This window comes from Pseudomonas sp. PNPG3, assembly GCF_023093815.1.
In the GTDB taxonomy this organism is placed as follows: Bacteria; Pseudomonadota; Gammaproteobacteria; order Pseudomonadales; family Pseudomonadaceae; genus Aquipseudomonas; species Aquipseudomonas asiatica.
Genome location: NZ_JALLKV010000014.1, coordinates 14,138 through 37,455, shown reverse-complemented (window position 1 = coordinate 37,455; position 23,318 = coordinate 14,138). Strand labels below are relative to the sequence as shown.

General features: G+C 64.3%; 20 protein-coding genes and 1 pseudogene. 15 read left to right on the top strand and 6 right to left on the bottom strand.

Going from position 1 to position 23,318, the window contains the following annotated elements:
• Positions 1-117: 117 nt before the first annotated feature.
• The 12 genes from benA (at position 118) to MJ643_RS11850 (ending at position 13,056) form a co-directional block, all read left to right on the top strand.
• Positions 118-1,476: a benzoate 1,2-dioxygenase large subunit gene (benA, locus tag MJ643_RS11905; protein WP_013972679.1), complete on the top strand. Its 1,359-nt coding sequence runs from the start codon at positions 118-120 to the stop codon at positions 1,474-1,476.
• Positions 1,473-1,958: a benzoate 1,2-dioxygenase small subunit gene (gene benB / locus MJ643_RS11900; protein ID WP_013972678.1), complete on the top strand. Its 486-nt coding sequence runs from the start codon at positions 1,473-1,475 to the stop codon at positions 1,956-1,958. Before benA ends, benB begins: the two co-directional genes overlap by 4 nt.
• Positions 1,959-2,030: 72 nt before the next feature.
• Positions 2,031-3,041, top strand: coding sequence for a benzoate 1,2-dioxygenase electron transfer component BenC (gene benC / locus MJ643_RS11895; protein WP_013972677.1), 1,011 nt, complete (start codon positions 2,031-2,033; stop codon positions 3,039-3,041).
• A gap of 144 nt (positions 3,042-3,185) precedes the next feature.
• Positions 3,186-3,947 (top strand): 1,6-dihydroxycyclohexa-2,4-diene-1-carboxylate dehydrogenase, encoded by a 762-nt coding sequence (locus MJ643_RS11890; protein WP_013972676.1) that lies wholly within the window; start codon positions 3,186-3,188, stop codon positions 3,945-3,947.
• 57 nt (positions 3,948-4,004) lie between these two features.
• Entirely contained in the window at positions 4,005-5,333 is a 1,329-nt protein-coding gene (locus tag MJ643_RS11885) for an aromatic acid/H+ symport family MFS transporter (RefSeq protein WP_208209575.1), read from the top strand.
• A gap of 30 nt (positions 5,334-5,363) precedes the next feature.
• A complete protein-coding gene (catA, locus tag MJ643_RS11880; protein ID WP_208209574.1) occupies positions 5,364-6,278 on the top strand; it encodes a catechol 1,2-dioxygenase in 915 nt (304 codons plus the stop codon).
• 161 nt (positions 6,279-6,439) lie between these two features.
• Complete coding sequence (locus MJ643_RS11875) at positions 6,440-7,639, top strand: benzoate/H(+) symporter BenE family transporter (RefSeq protein ID WP_247726813.1); 1,200 nt, start codon at positions 6,440-6,442, stop codon at positions 7,637-7,639.
• A gap of 54 nt (positions 7,640-7,693) precedes the next feature.
• Positions 7,694-8,944 (top strand): OprD family porin, encoded by a 1,251-nt coding sequence (locus MJ643_RS11870; RefSeq protein WP_208209573.1) that lies wholly within the window; start codon positions 7,694-7,696, stop codon positions 8,942-8,944.
• A 269-nt stretch (positions 8,945-9,213) separates the two neighbouring features.
• The gene (locus MJ643_RS11865; RefSeq protein ID WP_085720228.1) at positions 9,214-10,290 is read left to right on the top strand and encodes a metal-dependent hydrolase; all 1,077 of its coding nucleotides are present in this window, start codon (positions 9,214-9,216) and stop codon (positions 10,288-10,290) included.
• 3 nt (positions 10,291-10,293) lie between these two features.
• Complete coding sequence (locus MJ643_RS11860) at positions 10,294-10,986, top strand: TraX family protein (protein WP_208209572.1); 693 nt, start codon at positions 10,294-10,296, stop codon at positions 10,984-10,986.
• Between the two features lie 77 nt (positions 10,987-11,063).
• Positions 11,064-11,975 carry a LysR family transcriptional regulator gene (locus MJ643_RS11855; RefSeq protein ID WP_013972669.1) on the top strand — a complete coding sequence of 304 codons (912 nt, stop codon included), beginning with the start codon at positions 11,064-11,066 and terminating at the stop codon, positions 11,973-11,975.
• Between the two features lie 100 nt (positions 11,976-12,075).
• Positions 12,076-13,056: an LLM class flavin-dependent oxidoreductase gene (locus tag MJ643_RS11850; protein WP_038409660.1), complete on the top strand. Its 981-nt coding sequence runs from the start codon at positions 12,076-12,078 to the stop codon at positions 13,054-13,056.
• Between the two features lie 64 nt (positions 13,057-13,120).
• Here MJ643_RS11850 and MJ643_RS11845 read toward each other — a convergent pair.
• The 5 genes and pseudogenes from MJ643_RS11845 to MJ643_RS11825 form a co-directional block, all read right to left on the bottom strand.
• Positions 13,121-13,456: pseudogene (locus tag MJ643_RS11845) on the bottom strand (alkene reductase); the annotation flags it as partial.
• A gap of 104 nt (positions 13,457-13,560) precedes the next feature.
• A complete protein-coding gene (locus MJ643_RS11840; RefSeq protein ID WP_080708161.1) occupies positions 13,561-14,442 on the bottom strand; it encodes an RHS repeat-associated core domain-containing protein in 882 nt (293 codons plus the stop codon).
• 122 nt (positions 14,443-14,564) lie between these two features.
• A complete protein-coding gene (locus MJ643_RS11835) occupies positions 14,565-15,575 on the bottom strand; it encodes an aldo/keto reductase (protein WP_013972666.1) in 1,011 nt (336 codons plus the stop codon).
• A gap of 71 nt (positions 15,576-15,646) precedes the next feature.
• Positions 15,647-17,167, bottom strand: coding sequence for an FAD-dependent oxidoreductase (locus MJ643_RS11830; RefSeq protein ID WP_208209571.1), 1,521 nt, complete (start codon positions 17,165-17,167; stop codon positions 15,647-15,649).
• 197 nt (positions 17,168-17,364) lie between these two features.
• Positions 17,365-18,693: an MFS transporter gene (locus MJ643_RS11825; protein WP_208209570.1), complete on the bottom strand. Its 1,329-nt coding sequence runs from the start codon at positions 18,691-18,693 to the stop codon at positions 17,365-17,367.
• Positions 18,694-18,856: 163 nt separating this feature from the next.
• Here MJ643_RS11825 and MJ643_RS11820 point away from each other — a divergent pair, with 163 nt between their 5' ends.
• The 3 genes from MJ643_RS11820 to MJ643_RS11810 all read left to right on the top strand — a co-directional run bounded on the left by MJ643_RS11820 (position 18,857) and on the right by MJ643_RS11810 (position 22,297).
• Positions 18,857-19,954, top strand: coding sequence for a sugar diacid recognition domain-containing protein (locus tag MJ643_RS11820; RefSeq protein WP_054573272.1), 1,098 nt, complete (start codon positions 18,857-18,859; stop codon positions 19,952-19,954).
• A 120-nt stretch (positions 19,955-20,074) separates the two neighbouring features.
• Positions 20,075-21,214, top strand: a complete 1,140-nt coding sequence (locus tag MJ643_RS11815; RefSeq protein ID WP_208209569.1) for a glycerate kinase — start codon at positions 20,075-20,077, stop codon at positions 21,212-21,214.
• Positions 21,215-21,379: 165 nt separating this feature from the next.
• Entirely contained in the window at positions 21,380-22,297 is a 918-nt protein-coding gene (locus MJ643_RS11810) for an SMP-30/gluconolactonase/LRE family protein (protein WP_232109093.1), read from the top strand.
• On the opposite strand, the gene MJ643_RS11805 is transcribed toward MJ643_RS11810, so the two are convergent.
• A complete protein-coding gene (locus MJ643_RS11805) occupies positions 22,287-23,237 on the bottom strand; it encodes a site-specific integrase (protein WP_013972660.1) in 951 nt (316 codons plus the stop codon). The genes MJ643_RS11810 and MJ643_RS11805 overlap by 11 nt on opposite strands.
• Positions 23,238-23,318: the final 81 nt, after the last annotated feature.

Here is a 23,318-nt window from a genome sequence, read left to right as displayed (position 1 = left end):
GCAAAGTCACGGCAAATTTGTGCAAACTGGATAACGCTCTGCACAATCCGGATAGTCCCCCGCCAGCCGTCTCCCTAACCTGACCAGGTCTAAACAATAACAAGGGAGACCCTGGCCATGTCCCTGGGATTCGACTACCTCAATGCCTTGCTCGAGGACGACCGTGAAAAGGGCATCTACCGCTGCAAGCGCGAGATGTTCACCGACCCACGCCTGTTCGACCTGGAGATGAAACACATCTTCGAGGGCAACTGGATCTACCTGGCCCATGAAAGCCAGATACCCGAGAAAAACGACTTCCTCACCCTGACCATGGGGCGCCAGCCGATTTTCATCGCGCGCAACAAGGACGGTGAACTCAATGCCTTCCTCAACGCCTGCAGCCACCGCGGCGCCATGCTCTGTCGGCACAAGCGCGGCAACCGCTCCAGCTACACCTGCCCGTTCCACGGCTGGACCTTCAACAACAGCGGCAAGCTGCTCAAGGTCAAAGACCCAAGCAACGCCGGCTACCCCGCCAGCTTCAACTGCGACGGCTCCCACGACCTGACCAAGGTGGCACGCTTCGAGTCGTACCGTGGCTTCCTGTTCGGCAGCCTGAAGGCCGACGTCAAGCCGTTGGTCGAGCACCTGGGCGAGTCGGCCAAGATCATCGACATGATCGTCGACCAGTCGCCGGAAGGCCTGGAAGTGCTGCGCGGCGCCAGTTCGTACATCTACGAAGGCAACTGGAAGCTCACCGCCGAGAACGGCGCCGACGGCTACCACGTCAGCTCCGTGCACTGGAACTATGCCGCCACCCAGAACCAGCGCAAGCAGCGCGAGGCGGGTGACGAGATCAAGACCATGAGCGCTGGCGCCTGGGCCAAGCAGGGCGGGGGCTTCTACTCCTTCGACCACGGCCACCTGCTGCTGTGGACCCGCTGGGCCAACCCCGAGGACCGCCCGGCCTACGAGCGCCGCGACCAACTGGCCGCCGACTTCGGCCAGGCCCGTGCCGACTGGATGATCGAGAACTCGCGCAACCTGTGCCTGTACCCGAACGTGTACCTGATGGACCAGTTCAGCTCGCAGATCCGCATCGCCCGGCCGATTTCGGTGAACAAGACCGAAATCACCATCTACTGCATCGCACCGAAAGGCGAGAGCGCCGATGCCCGCGCCAAGCGCATTCGCCAGTACGAAGACTTCTTCAACGTCAGCGGCATGGCCACCCCCGACGACCTGGAAGAGTTCCGCTCGTGCCAGACCGGCTACGGCGGCGGTACCGGCTGGAATGACATGTCCCGCGGCGCTGAACACTGGGTGGAAGGCGCCGACGAGGCGGCCCGGGAAATCGAACTCAAGCCGCTGCTGTCGGGCGTACGCACCGAGGACGAAGGCCTGTTCGTGCTGCAGCACAAGTACTGGCAGGAAACCATGATCCAGGCCTTGAAGGATGAACAGCAACTGATCCCCGTGGAGGCCGTGCAATGAGCCTGTATGCAACCGTGCGCGACTTCCTTTTCCGCGAAGCGCGTTACCTGGATGACGCCCAGTGGGATCAGTGGCTGGAAATGTACGCCAGCGATTGCACCTTCTGGATGCCGAGCTGGGACGATGACGACACCCTCACCGAAGACCCACAAAGCGAAATCTCGCTGATCTGGTACGGCAACCGAGGCGGCCTGGAAGACCGGGTGTTCCGCATCAAGACCGAGCGCTCCAGTGCGACCGTGCCCGACACCCGCACCTCGCACAACATCAGCAACATCGAGATCGTCGAGCAGGGCGAGGGCAGCTGCCAGGTGCGCTTCAACTGGCACACCCTGAGCTTCCGCTACAAGACCACCGACAGTTACTTCGGCACCAGCTTCTACACCCTCGACCTGCGCGGCGAGCAGCCGCTGATCAAGGCCAAGAAAGTGGTGCTGAAGAACGACTACGTTCGCCAGGTCATCGACATCTACCACATCTGATCCAGGGTTTTGCGAGCACTGCCCGGTGCGTCCTGCGACGTGCCGTGGCCCGGCTCGCCCGCGAGGTGCAACATGAGCTACCAGATCGCACTGAATTTCGAAGACGGGGTTACCCGCTTCATCGAGGCCACCGGCCATGAAACCGTGGCCGACGCCGCCTACCGCCAGGGCATCAACATCCCGCTGGACTGCCGCGACGGCGCCTGCGGTACCTGCAAGTGCAAGGCCGAGTCCGGCCGCTACGACCTGGGCGACAACTTCATCGAAGATGCCCTGAGCGAAGATGAAATCGCCGAAGGTTACGTACTGACCTGCCAGATGCGCGCCGAGAGCGACTGCGTCATCCGCATCCCGGCCTCGTCGCAGCTGTGCAAGACCGAACAGGCCAGTTTCGAGGCCGCCATCAGTGATGTCCGCCAACTGTCGGCCAGCACCATTGCCCTGTCGATCAAGGGTGAATCCCTCAGCCGCCTGGCCTTCCTGCCGGGGCAATATGTCAACCTCAAGGTGCCGGGCAGCGAGCAGAGCCGAGCCTATTCGTTCAGCTCGCTGCAGAAGGACGGCGAGGTCAGCTTCCTGATCCGCAACGTGCCGGGTGGGTTGATGAGCAGTTTCCTGACCAACCTGGCCAAGGCCGGCGACAGCATGACCCTGGCCGGGCCGCTGGGCAGCTTCTACCTGCGGCCGATCCAGCGCCCGCTGTTGCTGCTGGCCGGTGGTACCGGCCTGGCGCCGTTCACGGCGATGCTGGAGAAGATCGCCGAGCAGGGCAGCGAGCACCCACTGCACCTGATCTACGGCGTGACCAACGACTTCGACCTGGTCGAACTCGACCGCCTGCAGGCGCTGGCGGCGCGCATCCCCAACTTCACCTTCAGTGCCTGCGTGGCCAACCCCGACAGCCAGTACCCGCAGAAGGGCTACGTGACCCAGCACATCGAACCGCGCCACCTCAACGATGGCGATGTGGATGTGTACCTGTGCGGCCCGCCACCGATGGTCGAGGCGGTGAGCCAGTACGTGCGCGAGCAGGGCATTACACCGGCGAACTTCTATTACGAGAAGTTCGCGGCGGCGGCCTGATTCCCTTCATCCGAACATAACACCGCTTCTGTGGGAGCGGGTTCACCCGCGAAGAGGCCGGCAGGTACAGCGGTTTTGTCTTGTCGGACGCATTCGCGGGTAAACCCGCTCCCACAGGGACCGCGGGCTAGCGGAGATTTGCATATGAACAACCGATTCCAAGGCAAGGTCGCCCTGGTCACCGGTGCCGCCCAGGGCATCGGCCGTGGCGTGTGCTGGCGGCTCAAGGCCGAAGGCGCGCAAGTGATTGCGGTAGACCGCTCCGAACTGGTTCACGAACTGGCCAGCGAGGGCATGCTCACCCTCACCGCCGACCTGGAACAATATGGTGACTGCGCCAGGGTCATGGCCAACGCGGTTGAAGCGTTCGGCCGCCTCGACATCCTGGTCAACAACGTTGGCGGCACCATCTGGGCCAAGCCCTTCGAACACTACGAAGTGGACCAGATCGAAGCCGAAGTACGCCGTTCGCTGTTCCCCACCCTGTGGTGCTGCCATGCCGCACTGCCATACATGCTCGAACGTGGCAGCGGCGCCATCGTCAACGTCTCGTCCATCGCCACCCGTGGCGTCAACCGCGTGCCCTACGGCGCAGCCAAGGGTGGCGTCAACGCGCTGACTGCGTGCCTGGCCTTTGAAACCGCCGGCCGTGGCATCCGGGTCAACGCCACTGCTCCCGGCGGCACCGAAGCGCCACCCCGGCGCGTACCGCGCAACAGTGCCGAGCAGACCGAACAGGAAAAGCACTGGTACCAGCAGATCGTCGACCAGACCCTCGACAGCAGCCTGATGCACCGCTACGGCAGCATCGACGAGCAGGTGGGCGCAATCCTGTTCCTGGCCTCCGACGAAGCCTCGTACATCACCGGCGTGACCTTGCCGGTAGGGGGCGGCGACCTCGGCTGAGCGACACCCCAAGGCAAAAAGCTTTCTTCCACAACAAAAACAAGAGCGACAGATGCCATGCGAACCCTTGACGTACACCCGATCATCGATAATGCGCGCTTTACCCCGTTCCACTGGATGGTCATGGCCTGGTGCGGCCTGCTGCTGATCTTCGACGGCTATGACCTGTTCATCTACGGCGTGGTACTGCCGGTCATCATGAAAGAGTGGGGCCTGACCCCGTTGCAGGCGGGTGCACTGGGCAGCTATGCGCTGTTCGGCATGATGTTCGGCGCCCTGGCGTTCGGCAGCCTGGCCGATCGCATCGGGCGCAAGAAGGGCATCGCCATCTGTTTTGCCTTGTTCTCCGGGGCAACCATCCTCAACGGGTTTGCCAGCAGCCCGAGCGAGTTCGGCATCTACCGCTTCATTGCCGGCCTGGGCTGTGGCGGCCTAATGCCCAACGCCGTGGCACTGATGAACGAGTACGCGCCCAAGCGACTGCGCAGCACGCTGGTAGCGATCATGTTCAGTGGCTACTCGCTCGGCGGCATGCTCTCGGCGGGTGTCGGCATCTTCATGCTGCCGCGTTTCGGCTGGGAATCGATGTTCTTCGCCGCAGCGGTGCCACTGCTGTTGTTGCCGGTAATCCTGTACTACCTCCCTGAATCGATCGGTTTCCTGGTACGCCAGGGCCGTACCGACGAGGCCCGCAAGCTGCTCAAGCGGCTGGAACCGGATTGCGACGTGCAGGCGGATGATGTGCTGCAGGCAGCCGACCGCAAAGGCAGCGGGGCTTCGGTGCTGGAACTGTTTCGCAACGGCCTGGCCATTCGCACCCTGGCGCTGTGGCTGGCGTTCTTCTGCTGCCTGCTGATGGTCTACGCGCTCAGCTCCTGGCTGCCGAAGCTGATGGCCAACGCCGGCTACAGCCTGGGCTCGAGCCTGTCGTTCCTGCTGGCGCTGAACTTCGGTGGCATGGCCGGGGCGATTCTCGGTGGCTGGCTGGGCGACCGTTACAGCCTGGTCAAAGTCAAAGTGGCGTTCTTCATCGCCGCCGCGCTGTCGATCAGCCTGCTGGGCGTCAACAGCTCGATGCCGGTGCTGTACCTGCTGATCTTCATTGCCGGCGCCACCACCATCGGCACGCAGATCCTGCTGTATGCCGGCGCCGCCCAGCTGTACGGGCTATCGGTGCGTTCCACCGGGCTGGGCTGGGCCTCGGGCATCGGCCGCAACGGCGCCATCGTCGGCCCGCTGCTGGGTGGTGCGCTGATGGGCATCAACCTGCCCCTGCAGCTCAATTTCATTGCTTTCGCCATCCCTGGCGCAATTGCCGCGCTGGCCATGGCCGTGCACCTGGCCAGCGGCCGTCGGCACGCCCAGGCGGTTGCGGCACAGGCGTAACTTCAGAAAAACAACATGAGGTAAACCACCATGACCGTGAAAATTTCCCACACTGCCGAGGTACAGCAGTTCTTCGAAGAGGCCGCAGGCTTTGGCAACGATGCCGGCAGCCCGCGCCTTAAGCGCATCGTGCAACGCGTGCTGCAAGACACCGCGCGGCTGATCGAAGACCTGGAAATCAGCGAAGACGAGTTCTGGCATGCCGTCGACTACCTCAACCGCCTGGGTGGCCGCGGCGAGGCCGGGTTGCTGGTGGCTGGGTTGGGCATCGAGCACTTCCTCGACCTGCTGCAGGATGCCAAGGACCAGCAGGCAGGCCTTGTCGGCGGCACTCCACGCACCATCGAAGGCCCGCTGTACGTGGCCGGCGCGCCGATCGCCGAAGGTGAAGTACGCATGGATGACGGTAGCGAGGAGGGCGTGGCCACGCCGATGTACCTCGAGGGCCGGGTGCTCGACCCACAAGGACGGCCGTTGCCTGGGGCCACGGTTGACCTGTGGCATGCCAATACCCGTGGCACCTATTCGTTCTTCGACCAGAGCCAGTCCGAGTACAACCTGCGTCGGCGCATCATCACCGATGGCGAAGGCCGTTACCGCGCGCGCTCCATCGTGCCGTCCGGGTATGGCTGCGATCCACAGGGGCCGACCCAGGAGTGCCTGGACCTGCTCGGCCGTCACGGCCAGCGTCCGGCGCATGTGCACTTCTTCATCTCGGCACCGGGGTACCGACACCTGACCACGCAGATCAACCTGGCCGGAGACAAATACCTGTGGGATGACTTTGCCTATGCCACGCGGGATGGGCTGGTGGGCGAGGTGGTGTTCGTCGAGGGCGAGGCGGGGCGACATGCCGAGTTGAAATTCGACTTCCAGTTGCAGCAGGCCCGGGGCGGTGCCGATGAGCAGCGCAGTGGGCGGCCGCGGGCTTTGCAAGAGGCCTGATCCACCCAGTTGGCTTCTTCGCGGGTGAACCCGCTCCCACAGGTACGGCGCAAATGCTGGAACCTGTGTAGTCCCTGTGGGAGCGGGTTTACCCGCGAAGAAGGCAACACAAGAACAAGAGCCGGTCACCTAGCCCGGCCAGATGCCTTGCGAGAGGTGCCATGAAAACCCTGATCAAGGACAGTTCGCTGTCCGCCATCGTCGCCGGCTGCATCGCCACGATGATCTCCTACGCAGGCCCCTTGGTGATCATCTTCCACGCCGCAGAAGCCGCCGGCCTGTCCCATCGGCAACTGTCCTCCTGGGTCTGGGCAGTGTCCATGGGCAGTGCCGTACTCGGCGCGCTGCTCAGCCTGCGCTACCGGGTGCCGGTGGTGATCGCCTGGTCGATCCCTGGCTCGGCGCTGCTGGTCACCGCCTTGCCGCAACTGGGCCTGGAACAGGCCGTTGGCGCCTACCTGGTAGCCAACCTGGTCCTGCTGCTGATCGGCATCAGCGGGGCCTTCGACCGCATCATCGCGCGGCTGCCGGGCTCCATCGCCGCCGGCATGCAGGCCGGCATCCTGTTCAGCTTCGGCATCGAGGTGTTCCGCGCCTTGCCGGTGCAACCGCTGCTGGTACTGGCGATGTTCGTCACCTACGTGCTGATGCGCCGGGTGCAGCCGCGCTACGCCGTGGCGGCGGTGCTGTGCGTGGGCACGCTGGTGACCGTGGCCAGCGGGGCGTTTCGCAGCGAGGCATTGGTGCTGGAACTGGCGTCGCCGCAGTGGGTCACCCCGCAGTTCAGCCTGGCAGCGGTATTCAGCTTGGCACTGCCGCTGGTGCTGGTGGCCCTTACCGGGCAGTTCATGCCGGGCATGGCAGTACTGCGCAACGCCGGCTACCCCACGCCGGCCAGCCCGATCATCAGCACTAGCGCTCTGGCCGGTGCCGCGCTGGCGCCGTTCGGTTGCCACGGGCTGAACCTGGCGGCGGTCACCGCCAGCCTGTGCACCGGTCATGAGGCCCATGAAAACCCACGGCGGCGCTACGTCGCGGCGGTGGCTGGCAGTGCGCTGTACCTGCTGCTGGGGATCGCCGGGGCCACGCTGATGTCGCTGTTCGCAGCATTCCCCGCCGCCCTGATCGCCGCCCTGGCCGGGCTGGCCCTGTATGGCGCCATCAGCGAAGCCCTGGCCCGCAGCCTGGCGGAACCAACCGAGCGCGATGCCGGGCTGTTCACTTTTCTGGTCACCGCTTCGGGGGTGGCCTTCCTGGGCCTGTCGGCAGCGTTCTGGGGCCTGCTGTTCGGCCTGCTGAGCCATGGGTTGCTGAGGCTGCGCCAGCCACGTGCCCGGGAGGTGCTGCGCCGTACCCCATGAACCGCCGTGCTTCCAACGCTTTACCCATAAAAACAAGATCAAGAGAGCTTCGGAATGAAACACACCCCTTGCGTCGCCCTGGGCCTGACTTTGCTCAGCCAACCGTTGCTGGCCGCCGAAGGCGGCTTCTTCGAAGATTCGAAGGCCACCCTGAGTGCCCGTAACTACTACTTCAGCCGCGACTTCTCCGACATCGTCGGGGCAAACCGGCAATCCAAGGCCGAGGAGTGGGCCCAGGGCTTCATCCTCGACTTCAAGTCGGGCTACACCCCGGGCACGGTCGGCTTTGGCATTGATGCCCTGGGCCTGCTGGGCATCAAGCTCGACAGCAGCCCAGACCGCACCAACACCGGGTTGCTGCCGGTGCACGGCGATGGCCGCGCCGCCGACGAATACAGCCGCCTGGCGCCCACCTTCAAGGCCCGGCTGTCCAAAACCGAATTGCGCGTCGGCGAACTGCAACCCAACCTGCCGGTGCTGACCTTCAGCGACATCCGCCTGTTGCCACCGACCTACCAGGGCGCCAGCCTGAGCTCGGCGGAAATCGACGGCCTGACCGTGCAGGCCGGGCACCTGAAAAGCACCCACCTGCGCAACGAAGGCGGCGACGGCAAGATGAACGCCATGCTCGGCCATGTGCCGATCCGCCAGGTAGAAAGCGACGCCTTCAACTACCTGGGCGGGGACTATGTGTTCAATGCCAACCAGAGCAGCGTCAGCCTGTGGTATGGGCAGCTTGAGGACATTTACGAACAGGGCTTTGTCGGCCTCAAGCACAGCAAGCCCCTGGGCAACTGGGTGCTCAGTGCCAACCTGGGGTATTTCACCGCGCGCGAGGACGGCGATGCGTTGCTCGGCAATATCGACAACCAGGCGTTCTTTTCGATGTTCACTGCCCGGCATGGCGGGCACAGCTTCCATGCCGGCTACCAGGGCATTTATGGCGACAGCCCTTTCCCACGGGTGTTCGCCAACATCTCGCCGCTGGGTAACGAAGTACCGACCTATGAGTTCGCCTACACCGACGAACGCTCGTACCAGGTGCGCTACGACTACAACTTCGCGGCCATGGGCGTGCCGGGGCTGACCGCGACCGTGCGCTACATAACCGGTAACAATGTCGATACCGGGCTGGGTTACGAAGGGCGCGACCGCGAGCGCGACCTGGACATCGGTTATGCGGTGCAGGGCGGTGTGCTGAAGGGGCTGGGGATCCGGGTGCGCAATGCCATGGCCCGGTCCAACTACCGCAGCGACATCGACGAGAACCGTCTGACGCTGGTGTACACCTGGCAGTTGTTCTGACGCATCCACAGGTTGCCAGCGGGACCTTTGTGGGAGCGGCTTTAGCCGCGAACACCGGCGCAGCCGGTGCCATGCACCACGTTGGATTCTTCGCGGCTAAAGCCGCTCCCATAGGGTATGCGGAGTGCTTGCAATGTCAGTTATCTACGCGACAGCGCAGCCCAAAGGGCTGGGCCATCTCCCATAATGAAAGCCCATAACCAAGGGAATTGCGCATCAGGGCGGGATGAAGGTAGCTTCTGGAAACCACCTTTTCAGGAATGCCACCCTTGGACTCCATCACCCAGGCCGTACTCGGCGCGGCCTTGCAAGGTACCGTGCTCGGCCGCATCCAGGGCCGCCGCTCGCTGTTGTATGGTGCGGCGCTGGGCACGCTTCCCGACCTGGACGTGATCATCCGCTACGCCGACCCGGTGTCGCAGATGACCTACCACCGCGGCTTTTCTCATTCCTTGTTCGTGCTCACCGGCCTGGCCTTGCTGCTGGCCTGGCTGGTCAACAAATGCTGGCCAGGCAAAGGCTATACCTTGCCCAGGCTGTTCCTGGCGTTCTGGCTGGTGCTGGTCACCCACCCGTTGCTCGACGCCTTCACGGTCTACGGCACGCAGTTGTTCTGGCCCTTGCAGGCCACCCCGGAAAGCTGGGCGGCGGTGTTCATCATCGACCCGGTCTACACCGTGCCACTGCTGGCCGCGGTGATCTACGCAAGCATAAAGGGGCTGACAAGCAAGGCGGTGCAGCTAATGACCTTGGCCTTGCTCTTCAGCGCAGCCTACCTGGGGTTCGGCCTGGCCGGACGCATGGCGGCCGAGCAGCGGTTCCAGGCTGCCCTCGACCGCCAAGGCATCGCCGTCAGCCAGGTGCGTGCCGTGCCGATAGCGTTCAACAGCCTGGTCTGGCGGGTGCTGGCCAAGACCCCGGATGGCGATTACTACGAAGGCATCAGCAGCGGGTTCGACCAGCACCCGCCAGAAATGCAACGTTTGCCGCGTAATCTTCAACTGGCGCAAGCGCTGGCCGGGCACCCGTTGCACCAGCGCTTGCGCTGGTTCACCGACGACTGGCTGCGCTACGACCAGGTCGGCGATGCGCTGGTGGTCAGCGACCTGCGCATGGGCATCCCGGGTAACTACACGTTCCGCTTCAACATGGCCCACCGAGACAGCCAGGGGCACTGGATTGCCGATGTGCCGTCGCTGTGGGAGGGTGCCGGGCCAGGGGCGGCGTTCAATGGCGACGACCTGGTGCTGATCTGGCGACGGATCGTCGAGCAGCAGCCACCTTTGCCGCTGGCCGCCTGGACCGATCGCTACCTGGGGCCTGCCACAGTCGAGCGCGGGCGCTGAGGCGTGCGTTCAGCCGGGCTGGACCTGGTCAAGTGGACGGCGATGCTGACCATGGTCGCCGACCACCTGCGTTTTCTGTGGCCTGATGCCGATGGCTTGTTCGTGGTTGGCCGGTTGGCGTTTCCACTGTTTTGCCTGGCGATTGCGGTGAATGTGGCGCGCACCAGGTGCGGGACGCTCTATACCCGCGGCAACCTGCGTTATCTGGGGCTGATGCTGGTGTTCGCGGTGCTGTCGGAACCTGCGTACCGTTGGCTGGACAGTGGTTCTTCAACATTCAGCGTGATGCCGACCCTGGTGTTGGGGTTGCTGGTTGCCTGGGGTGTGCATCATCCGTTGATTTCGGCGCGCGTGCTTGGCTTTGCCGGTCTGCTTGCAGGGTGGCTGTTCAGCGAACAGCTGATGTACGGGCTGCCGGGGGTGATGCTGCCGGGCGCCTGGTTGATGGCCCGGCGCAAGGAAGGGGCGGCCTGGTTGTTGCCCAGCCTGTTGGCCATGGCTGGGAACCTGACCAACAGCTGGTTGCAGGAGCATCTGTTGGCGCCGTTTACCGTGCTGACGCTGATGGCCGCGGCCTTGGCGATTCCGCTCGGGTGGTCGTTGCTGCGTCAGGAGGGTTGGCGGGTGCCTGCGGTGGGGCGTTGGGGTTACCTGTTCTATCCGGTGCATTTACTGGTTATCAAGGTCTTCGCTTGATCGCTCTCGACAGCCCTGCTTGCATTTCACAAATCCATACCTATCTAAACCAGCCGCACCAGACCCAGGAACCACCCATGGAACCCAACCGCTTCGGCGACATCGCCGCCTTCGTCAGCGCCGCGAGGGCCGGCAGTTTTACCGCCGCCGCCGCCACCTTGGGCCTGACGCGCTCGGCGGTGGGCAAGAGCATCGCTCGCCTGGAGGCGCGCATGGCCGTGCGCCTGCTCAACCGCACCACGCGCAAGCTGAGCCTGACCGACGAGGGCCTGGTGGCCTACGAGCGCTGGCGGCAGATTCTGGATGACCTGGACGAGGTGGAAAGCACCATGGCCCAGCGCCGTGGCAAGCCCACCGGCACCCTGCGCCTGACAGCACCCCTGTCGTTCGGCCAGCGCCATGTGCTGCCGATTCTCGACCGTTACCTGAAGCAGTGGCCCGAGCTGCGCGCGGATATACGCTTCACCGACCGTTTCGTCGACCTGGTCGAGGAGGGTATCGACGTTGCGGTGCGTATCGGTGTACCGAAGGAAGACTCGCAACTCTTGACCCGTACGGTGGCCTGGCAGCAGTTCGTCACCTGCGCCTCGCCCGCATACCTGGACGAACGCGGCGTACCACAGGTGCCCGGCGACCTCTACGGCCATGACAAGATCGCCTTCCTGGCCGGCGAAAAGGTCATGCCGTGGCGCTTTCATACCGAAGCGGGACTGCACCTGTGCGAAGACCCCGGGCGGCTGAACATCGACAGCTCCGAGGCGATGCTCGCCGGCGCCCGGGCGGGTTTCGGGCTGGTTCACCTGCCCACCTACATCACCGGCGACGACCTGCGCGACGGCACCCTGGTGGAGGTGCTGCAAGCCTATCGGCCACCGGCGGACCCGATTCGCATCGTCTACCCAAGCAAGCGCCACCTGTCGCCACGGGTACGCGGCTTCATTGACCTGCTGGTAGCCAGCTGGGAACCGGGCGTGCCCTGGGAAGACTGATTGGGGAATGGCAGGCCCCTATGCCGGGCCTGAAGCCGGGTTTATCACTGGCTGCGCAGCAGGGAAACTGGCAGTCACTGATAATCCCTGTGGAGACCCCATGACTGCACTGTCCGTACTGGACCTGGTCATGATCGGCGAAGGCAAGACCTTCGCCGACGCGATCGAAGAGTCCCGCCAACTGGCGCGCCATGTCGAGCAACAGCACTACAGCCGCTACTGGATCGCCGAGCACCACGACATGCCGGGCATCGGCTCGGCCGCCACGTCACTGGTCATCAACGAAATCGCCAACGCCACCCGGCATATCCGCGTTGGCGCCGGTGGCATCATGCTGCCCAACCACGCGCCGCTTGTTGTGGCCGAGCAGTTCGGTACGCTCGACACCCTGTACCCTGGCCGCATCGACCTGGGCCTCGGCCGTGCGCCGGGCAGCTCCGGGCCTACCGTGCGCGCCTTGCGTGGTGCTGCGCCAGAGCGCGACTTCAGCCAGGACATAGCCGAACTGCGCGACTACCTGGCTGACAATGGCAAACGGCGGGTGCGCGGCGTGCCTGGCAAGCATGACATACCGGTGTGGATTCTCGGCTCCAGCCTGTTCGGTGCCGACCTGGCAGCGAAACTGGGCCTGCCCTATGCCTTCGCCTCGCACTTTGCCCCGCGCTACCTGCTGCAGGCCATTGCCCATTACCGGGCCAACTTCCAGCCTTCGGCACAACTGGCCAAACCGTATGTGATGGTGGGCATGAACCTGTTCGCCGCCGACAGCGATGCCGAGGCGGATTACCTGGCCAGCTCCCATCGCAAGTGGATGCTGGACTTGCATGTCGGGCGCTTCGGCCTGTTGCCCAAGCCGCAGGAGGGGTATGTCGAGAGCCTGCCGGGCCATGAGCGCGAGGTACTCGAGCAGGTGATGGCCTGCACCGTGGCCGGCGGGCCGGACCGGGTAAGGGAAGGGTTGCGCACGCTGATCGAGCAGACCGGTGCGGATGAACTGATGATCGACTGCCGCATCCACGACCCGCTGGCACGGCAGCGTTCGCATGCCTATGCCGCGCAGGCCCTGGCTGAACTGAGCTAAGCCTACAGGCCTCTTCGCGGGCACCGGCAACAAAAAGGGAGCCCATGAGCTCCCTTTTTCAGCATCAAGGCTGCTTGAGGAACGGATAATCCGTATACCCCTCAGCCCCATTGGCATAATCGAACTGCGCCCGGTGCGCATTCAACGGCGCCTGCACCCGCAGCCGCTCTACAAGGTCCGGGTTGGCAATGAAGCAGCGCCCGAACGCTACGGCATCGATCAAGCCACGCCCGATCAGGTCTTCACCTTTCTCGGCGGTGTAGGCACCGGCAGCAATGATCACCCCCGGGTAGACCGCACGAATCGCTTGGCGGAATTCGTCACGCAGCGGCTTGCCACCGGCCCAGTCCGGTTCGGACAGGTGCAGGTAGGCAAGGTTGCGCTTGGCCAGTTCGCGGATAGAAAACCAATGGTGCGCACGATACCGGGGTGACTGGGGAAAGGGGGACCGGGAGCCCGGCATTGGGCTCCCCATGGTGATAGAGACTGGCAGCCAATCTTCAGTCAGTTCTTCCTTGTAAGAAGTACTGCAGCTGTTATACCTCCGACAATACCGATAACTGCAAGAATGGATATCGCTGGATACCTTCTGGCGATGCTGTAGGGAAGATAGATCGCGATCTGGAGATTTTGCATGATAGTGCCTGGTCGATTCCACGCCTGACTGAGGTTAAAACTCTCCCTCTCATTGAGGTTTGCAGGACTTTCCCCTCCTGAACCTATTCGTCTCAATTCAGTTTCTTGCGGACGCGCTCCTGCAGCTTGGTGGCCTCTGTGGGCTGACTGATGGCTGGACTGGTTGGAGATGTTCAACGACGAACTTGGTGGCGGATTACTGCCACCTCGCGCAGAGTTTCGGTTTGGAGAAATTCTTGAAACCAGTCTTGAAAAAAGTGTTGAAGGACGTCCTGAAGGAAGTCTTGGCGGAGAAGAAACATAAAACCTGCGCAACCCTGTCGGATCGGCGAAATTCACAGGGTCACCTTCGCAGTAGGTATAGCAATTGGTTCCCCCTTCCCCGAACGGGCTCAATGGGTCGGGACTGTTGAATCTTGCCCTGGCGAGATAAAACCGTTTGGCTTGCCCAAGCGGATAGCCGAGCGTCACGACATCCAGATACTCGCCATTGAAGCCTGCGAGTACCTTCCCCGAATCATCAGGAGAAAAACCGTAAGGCGTGTAAGCACGAATACGCTGTTGCCCCCGCGCATTCAGCACCGATCCGTTCGAATCGGTCTGCAGCAGCATTGAATGTTCATCCGTTCTGGCGTCCAGCTGCGCAAGCAGCTTCTCGGCGTATAGCAACCTTGCGTGTTTGTCGCGATACCTGGACACCAAACGGTCCTGTTGATAGAAAAAACGGTCAGTGACGGCGGTGGATGACATGGCTACGCCCCGTTCAAGTGAGTGACCTCACCCTATGCAGAGCAGCACTGGTGGACAACTGGCAGAAATACCAGGCCGCGCCTTGTGACTGCTGCTCGATGCCACGCGTGTGTTGACAAGTGTTAATGCACGGTAATTCTGCCGCTAACAAAATGCGCCACATCATTGAACCCCGGCGTCGACGCATGCCCTGGTGTGACCAGCGAATCAATGAACGCTTCATCCTCCGCCGTGATCTTCACTGCCAGCGCCCCGCCATAGGTATCCCACTGTTCTTCCGTCCGCGGCCCGACAATCGCCGAACTGACCAGCCGATTGTTCAGTACCCAGGCAATCGCGAACTCGACGATACCCACGCCCTTGGCTTCCACATAGGCCTGGATCTGCCGGGCAATGGCCAGCGACTCCTGGCGCCATTCCACCTCCATGATGCGCTTGTCCTGGCGCCCGGCACGGCTACCGGCATCCGGCACCGCCCCCGGCGCATATTTGCCGCTGAGCACGCCCCGCGCGAGCGGGCTGAATGGCACCACGCCCAGGCCATGGGCGGCCGCAGCGGTAAGCTGCTCCGGTTCGGCCTGGCGATTGACGATGTTGTACAGCGGCTGGCTCACCACCGGCCTGGGCACGCCCAGGCGCTCGGCAATGTGGCACGCCTCGGCGATGCGCCAGCCGCGGAAGTTGGACACGCCCCAGTAGCGGATCTTGCCTTGGCGCAGCAGGTCGCCGATGGCCTGCACGGTTTCTTCCAGCGGCACCTTGTGGTCTTCGCGGTGCAGGTAGTAGATATCCAGGTAGTCCATGTCCATGCGCGTCAGCGTGGCATCGAGGGCATTGAAGATGTGCTTGCGCGACAGGCCGCTGCGGTTGGGAAGGCCATCGGCCGGGCCAAAGCCGACCTTGCTGGCCACGATCCAGTCATGGCGATGGCGGGCCACCGCTTCGCCGACGATTTCCTCCGCGCGTCCGGCGTTGTACACGTCTGCAGTGTCGATGAAGTTGATGCCCTGGTCCCAGGCCTTGTCGATGATGCGCAGGGCGTCCTCGGTGCTGGTCTGCTCGCCGAACATCATGCTGCCCAGGGTAAGGGCGGAAACCTGCAGGCCACTGTGGCCGAGGGGGCGGTAGATCATGCGCTTGGGTCCTTGTGCGGTCGGCTGATCTACCCGTTTTACACACAACCGGGGCGCAATGAAAGGCAGCCTCAACCGATCAGCGCCAATGCCTCCTGCAAGGTCAACGGGCGCTTCAGGCGTTGCGACAGCGTCGCCATGGCATCGGAATAGCCCTTGGCGACAACTGCCTCGACCCGCTCATCCACGCATTGCAAGGCAATGAAGTCGCCTTTTTCCGGCTCGCCGACGAACTCGATACGGTTCCAGTCCCGCGCGTGGCCCAGTACTTCGTAGGTGCGGCCGTGCTGGTAGGTCCAGAAGAACGGTACGTCGGCGTAGCGGCGCTGCTCGCCGAGCATGTTGGCGGCGGCGATCACCCCATGTTGCTGGGCCAGCCGCCAGTGCTCGATACGCACCGAGCGCCCGCTGAGGGGGAAGGTGGCGATATCCCCCGCGGCCCACAGGCCATCTGCGGCGCGCATTTCGGCGTCCACTTGCACTGACTTGTCCTCGGTCAGCAGCACGCCCTGAATGAACGCGGTCGCAGGTTTTACCCCGGTGCCCAGCAACACCAATGGCGTCTGTAGCCGCTCACCGTTGGCCAGCAGCACGGCCTCGACATTGTCCTGGCCCTCGATCCGTTCGACCTCGGTAGGGCCGTGGAAGGTGACCCCCTTGCGTTCGTGCAACTCGCGGATGCTACGGCCAATGCGCTCGCCCAGTTGCCGGGCCAGGGGGACCTCATGGCGGGTGATCAGGTGCACCTGCACGCCGTACTTGCGCAAGGCCGACGCGGCTTCCAGGCCGATGAAGCCATCGCCGACGATCACTGCCGGCTGGCCGGGCTCGGCAGCATCCAGCAGGTGCGCGGCATCCTCCCGTGAACGCAGGGTAAATACCCCAGGCAGGTCGACGCCCGGGATATCGGGCCGCAGCGCCTTGCCGCCGGTGGCCAGCAGGCAGGCGTCATAGTCGATCTGCTGGCCGTCGGCCAGGGTGATCTGGCGCTTCTGCGTGTTCAGGGTGCGCACCTTGCCATGCTTGCGCTCCAGCTGGCCCTTGCGCAGAGCATCGGGCTCGAGCAGGGCCGGTACTTCATCAGGCGGCATCTGCCCGGCGATCACGAATTTGCTCAGGGAAGTACGATCGTAGGCAGGTTGGCGCTCCTGATCGATCCAGACCAGGCGGCCGGCAAAGCCATGGGCCAGCAGGGTGGAAACTGCGGCACTGCCCGCGGCACCAGCGCCGACCACCACGAAACAGCGGGCGTCGCTGTGGCGGGGCGGCTCGGTTCTGGGCAGGGGTTGGTCGTCGACCCAGACCTCGTCGCCTTTGACCCAGGTTTTGTAGCGGCGCAGGTCGGCCAGGGCCGGCGGCTCGCAGACCGCGCCCTCGTCCACGGCGAACGCGGCCTTGTGCCAGGGGCACACCAGCAGGCCGCCGCACACCACGCCTTCATTGAGTGGCGCGCCTTCGTGGGGGCAGTTGCCCTGGTAGGCGTGCACCTGGTCGCCCTGGCGGATGAGGATGATCTCCTCGCTGCCGGCCTGGACGCGCAGGGGGCGGTGTTCGTCGAGTTGAGCCAGTCGGGCCACGGCGTGCTGGGTCATGGGGGTTCTCCAAAGGGACCTTTGGAACCATTTGACGCCTGGGCTGGGGAGGGGATGCGTTGAACTGACGATCGGTGGAGGGTGTGGATTGTGTGTGGCCTGGGCGGGCCTCTTCGCGGGTAAACCCGCTCCCACATGGATCCCACCATCTTCGAGTTGGTGGTGATCCTGTGGGAGCGGGTTTACCCGCGAATGCCTCAACTGGCCCTTGCAGTACTCAGCGCACCAGCCCGGGTAACCCGCAAGGCCACCAGGCTACCCAGCACGATCAACGCCGCCAGCGAATACAGCGCAGCATCGGTCGAGCCGGTCTGGTCCTTGATGAAACCGACCAGGTACGGGCTGAGGAAGCCGGCCATCTGGCCCACCGAGTTGATGATCGCAAGGCCCGCGACAGCCGCGCCGGCGCTGAGCAGCGCGGTGGGCATCGGCCAGAACATCGGCAGGCCGGTGAGCGCGCCCATGGTGGCGATCGACAGGCCGAGGATGGCAATGGTCGGGTTGCCGGCGAAGTTCACCGCAATCAGCAGGCCGATGGCGCCCATCAGCATAGGCACCACAAGATGCCAGCGGCGCTCGTTGCGCAGGTCGGCAGAACGCCCGCAGAGGATCATGAACACGCCGGCCAGCAGGTACGGGATGGCGCTGAGCCAGCCGATCAGCAGCGGGTTGTCGAAGCCCATGTTCTTGATGATCGACGGCAGCCAGAAGTTGATCGCATACACACCGCTCTGGATGCAGAAGTAGACAAAGCCGAAGGTCCAGATCAGCGGGTTGGTCAGCACGGCGAGCACGCCGTCGCCGGTGGTTCTCGGCTTGCTCGCGGCATCGGCGTCCAGGTCGGCGGCGATCAGCTGACGTTCGGACGGGCTCAGCCAGGCGGCTTTCTGGTAGCCGTCACTGAGCAGGAACACCGCCAGTACACCCAGGGCAACGGTCGGCAGACCCTGGATCAGGAACATCCATTGCCAGCCGGCCAGGCCGTGCTGGCCGGCGGCGAAGTGTTGGAGGATCCAGCCGGAGAACGGCCCGCCGAGCAGGCCCGATACCGGGATCGCCGACATGAACAGCGCCATGATGCGGCCGCGGCGGGCCGCCGGGAACCAGCGCGAAAGGTACAGCACCACGCCCGGGAAGAAGCCGGCTTCGGCGGCGCCGGTCAACAGGCGCAAGGTATAGAACTCGGTGGGCGTGGTGACGAACAGCAGGCAGGTGGAGAGGCTGCCCCAGGCGATCATCATCAGCGCGATCCAGCGCCGCGGACCGAAGCGGTTGAGCGCCAGGTTGCTCGGCAGGCCGCAGAGCACATAGCCGATGAAGAAGATGCCGGCGCCAAGGCCGTACACCGTTTCGCTGAACTTCAGGGCGTCGAGCATCTGCAGCTTGGCAAAGCCGACGTTGACGCGGTCCAGGTAGTTGAACAGGTAGCAGATGAAAATGAACGGAATCAGCCGCAGGGTGATGCGCCGGTACAGCGCGTTGCGGGTGATGTCCGTGCCTTGGTCAGGGGCGGGGCTGTATGCCATGATCGGGTTCTCTGTTGTTATGGTTGTCGCCGCGTCGCCTGTTCCGGCGCTCGCCCTGACGAGTCTCGGGGACTGCGGCGTGCCTGTCTTTGTGCTTTTGCACAGCACTTGCACCGGGCTGCTGTGCCCGAGCCCAAATCCCTGACACCCAAAGGACCGCTCAATGTTCGAACTCGACCATGACCTGGCGCAGGATATCGTTGACCGCGCGATGGCCATTCTGCCATGCAACGTCAATGTCATGGACAGCCAGGGGTTGATCCTCGGCAGTGGCGAACCTGAGCGTATCAACACCCGCCACGAGGGTGCGCAACTGGTGCTGGCCAACGGCCGCATCGTCGAACTGGATACGGACGCTGCCAAGTGCCTCAAGGGCGTGCAGCCCGGGGTGAACCTGCCGCTGATGCTGGATGGCCGATTGATGGGCGTACTCGGCCTGACCGGTGACCCGCAGCAAGTGCGCACCTATGGCGAGCTGGTGCGCATGACCGCCGAAATGCTGCTGGCCCAGCGCCATTTGCAGGCCGACCAGCAATGGCGACGCCAGCGCTGTGACGATTTGCTGGCCCTGTTGCTGGGCGGCAGCGGCGATTCTCCCCGGTTGCTCGACGAGGCCCGGCAACTGGGCCTCAAGCCCCAGCTGCCGCGGGTACCGTGCCTGTTCGAGCTGGCCTCGGGGCCAGCCGCCGAAACCCTGGCGGCATGGTTGATGAGCCGCTACCCGGACAGTTGGTGCGTAAGCCCGGCCCGTCAGTCGTTGTTGTGGTGTCGCCCGGCAGGTGTGGCGTTGGACGAAACTCGCCTGCTGGAACGCCTGCAGCGCCATGGCTGGGACGTGGAGCGGCTGGCCCTGGGCAGTGTCGCGCAAAGCCTGGAGCAACTGCGCCGGGGTTATCGCCGGGTGCGCGACCTGTTGGCCTATGGGCGCGAGGTACTGCCCGGCGAGCGCTTGCTCAGCCTGCAGCGCTACCGGTTGCCGGCATTGCTGTGGCGGCACCGCAACGACGATGCGCTGGATGAATTGCTGGAGCCGTTGCAACGTATTCGCAGCAAGGACAGCAGCGGGCAATTGCTCACCACCCTGCGCGCCTGGTGTGCCCATGACGGCCAGAGCCAGGCCTGTGCCGATGCCCTGGGCATCCACCGCAACAGCTTGCGCTACCGCCTGGAGCGGATTGCCGAGCTGGGCGAGGTCGACCCGCTGCGCATGGAAGGGATGCTTAGCCTGTACCTGGGGTTGCAGCTGCTGCCTGCCGACTGAAGGGCCAGTGCAGGTGAAAGGCATCTGCCCAAACAACCCGCCCGGCGTTTTGTGCATTTGACCGAGGCCTCCTTGGCAGCCACCTGTCAGCATGCCGCTCATCAGGACAGGAGAAACCCCATGAAGATCGTCATTGCCCCCGACTCGTTCAAGGACAGCCTCGACGCCGCCGGTGTCGCCCGCGCCATCGCGGCGGGCCTGGCCGAGGCCTGGCCGGAGGCCGAGTTGGTCGAGTACCCGATGGCCGACGGTGGCGAAGGCACCATGGATGCGATTCTTGCCGCCAGCCACGGCGAGCTGCGTCGTCAGACGGTACGCGGGCCGTTGGGGCAAAGCGTGGAGGCGGGCTGGGGCTGGCTGCCGCAAAGCCGCACGGCGATCATCGAAATGGCCCAGGCCAGTGGCCTGCAACTGGTGCCCACTGGCCAGCGCGATGCCTGCCGCAGCAGCACCTGGGGTACCGGCGAGCTGATTGCCGCCGCCCTGGCCGCCGGCGCGCAAAGGGTAGTGCTGGCCATTGGCGGCAGCGCCACCAACGACGCGGGCAGCGGCATGTTGCGGGCGCTGGGCCTGCGCCTGCTGGACGCCCACGGGCAAGCGCTGGAAGAGGGCGGCCTGGCCTTGGCCAAGCTGGCCCGCATCGATGCCAGCGACCTTGACCCGCGCCTGGCCGAGGTGCAGTTCGAAGTCGCGGCAGACGTCGACAACCCGCTGTGTGGCGCCAACGGCGCATCGGCGATCTTCGGCCCGCAGAAGGGCGCCAACCCACAGCAGGTGCAGGCGCTGGACCAGGCCCTGGGGCATTTTGCCGACCATTGTGCGCAACTGCTGGGTGAGGATGTGCGGGACTACCCAGGCTGTGGCGCTGCTGGCGGCATGGGGTTCGCAGCCCGGGCCTTCATGGGCGCGCAATTCCGCCCTGGGGTGGAAGTGGTGGCCGAACTGGCCGGCCTGGATGCCTTGGTGCAAGGTGCAGACCTGGTAGTGACCGGCGAAGGGCGCTTCGACGCCCAGACCTTGCGTGGCAAGACGCCGATGGGGGTGGCTCGGGTTGCCAAGCGCCATGGGGTGCCGGTGGTGGTGCTGGCCGGGACCTTGGGTGAAGGCTACCAGCAGCTGTATGCCCATGGCGTCGACGCTGCCTTTGCCTTGGCCAGCGGGCCGATGAGCCTGGAGCAGGCTTGTGCCAATGCTGCTGAGCTGCTGCGGGCGCGGGCTTGTGATATCGGGCGGCTGTGGCGCTGCGCAACGCGAACTTGATCGACCGCTGCAGTCTGCCGCACCCCGCGCTTGGTCATTGATTTTTTTGTTGTTATCGTAGAAAGGAGAATCGAAGGTAGCCAGCAAATGCCCGTCACAGAGCCTTTCCACGATAACGTTGCGGTCTTTACCGATGCCGCACAGGGCCTGGGACTGGCCTGTTCCATGACGCTGGCGGAGGTGGGCGAGTTGCGCAACCGCCTCAAGGCCTGCCGCTACGTGCCAGTCAACGTCGCCAGCACCCGCGCCGACCTGGGCGAAAGCCTGGTCTGGGATGAAGGCAGCGGCGCGTTGTACTTCGTCGATATCTCTGGCGGGCGGATCAACCGCCTGACGCCTGATGGCCAGGCCGAGTGCCTGTACGAATCCGCGGCACGCATTGGTGCGCTGGCGCTGACCGACCAGGGCAACCTGATTTTCACCGAAGACGCCAGCGTGGCCATCTTCGACGTATCGCTGCGCAAGGTGCGCCGGCATTCGGTGTCGGTTCACCCGCGGTCGACCTACCGTTTCAACGACGGCGCCTGCGACCCGCAGGGCCGATTCGTGACCGGGCTGATGGACGATGCCCTGAGCGGCAACACCGGGGCACTGTTCCGCTTTGACGGGCAGTTGAATGATCAGGTGATCCACGACGACATGGCGTTGCCCACCGGCCTGGCCTGGTCGCAGGACGGCCACACGGTGTACTTCGTGGACTCGGCGGCGCGCTCGATCTACCGCGCCAGTTACCTGGCCGAAGGCCGGCTTGGCGCGGTCACTCTGTTTGCCGAAACCCCTGCCGAACTGGGGCGGCCGGACGGCCTTGCGCTGGACCGTGACGGCGGCCTGTGGGTGTGTCAGTACCATGGCAGTTGCCTGTTACGCTATGACCGCCATGGCCACCTCACCGACCAGGTACTGATGCCAGTGCCGTGCCCCACCAGTTGCTGCTTCGGTGGGGAGGGGATGAATACCTTGTTCATCAGCACCGCGCGCTTGGGCATGAGTGCCGAAGACTTGCAGCATTACCCCGACGCTGGCGACCTGTATGCCATCAACCCGGAAATTGGCGGCATCGCCCGTCACACCTTCAAGGAATAAGCTTTTGCGCCTGGCTGGCCGGTAGCACGGCCAGTTCGCCAAAGCGCTGCGCCGCGTCGATGTAGCGCAACGCCGACTTCGCGTCTTTCCAGCCCACATAGCTCATCAGCGCCTTCAGCTCCCAACCGTTGGCCGTGGCCCAGGTGGCAAAACCTCGGCGCAGCGAGTGCCCGGTATACAGCGCCGCCGGTACCCCGGCGCGCTCCAGCATGCGCCGCAGCAGGCCGACCAGGCTGTTGCTGTTGAGCGCGGTGTCGCCGAGGTTGCCCCAGCGGTCGAGCTTGCGGAACACCGGCCCATGGGCGATGCCGGCGACTTCCAGCCATTGCAGGTAGGCCGTGACCGGGCACAAGGCCTTGAGGGCCGGGGTGCGATGCTGTACGCCCAGGGCTTCGCGGTCGCCCTTGCTGCGCGGCAGGAACAGGGTGATGCCGACGCCGGCCTCGGCCTGGATGTGCTCCACGCGCAGGCGTGCCAGTTCATCACCCCGAAAACCGCGCCAGAAGCCCAGCAACAGCAGCGCAGCGTCGCGACGCGCCCGGCGCAGGGTGGCCAGGTCATGCTGTTCGCGGGCCTGGCGGGCTTCTTCTTCGAAGCATTGCACTGCGCTTTGCAGGTGCTGCAGCAACAGCGGCGCCGCCTGCCGGGGCGGTGTCGGGTGCAAGGTGCGGATGCCGCGCAGCACCTGGCGCACCAGCGGCGCCTTGGTCGGGTCGGGGAAACCTTGGGCGACGTGCCATTGGCTGAGCGCCGCCAGGCGCTGGCGCAGGGTACTGACGGCATGCTGGTCGGCGTGGTCGGCCAGGTAGCGGGCGATGCTCTCGGCCGTGGCCGGGAGAAAACCGCCCCAGTGGGTTTCGAAATGCTCGATGGCGGCCTGGTAGCTGCGCCGGGTGTTGTCACGGGTGGCGGCGCGGAGGTAGCGCTCGATGTCGGTCATGGTGCGGGGGCGAGTGGATGATGGGCACACGATAAACCGAAATGGATTGCCTGTCCTGGCTGCAAAGCAGCCCCAATCTGG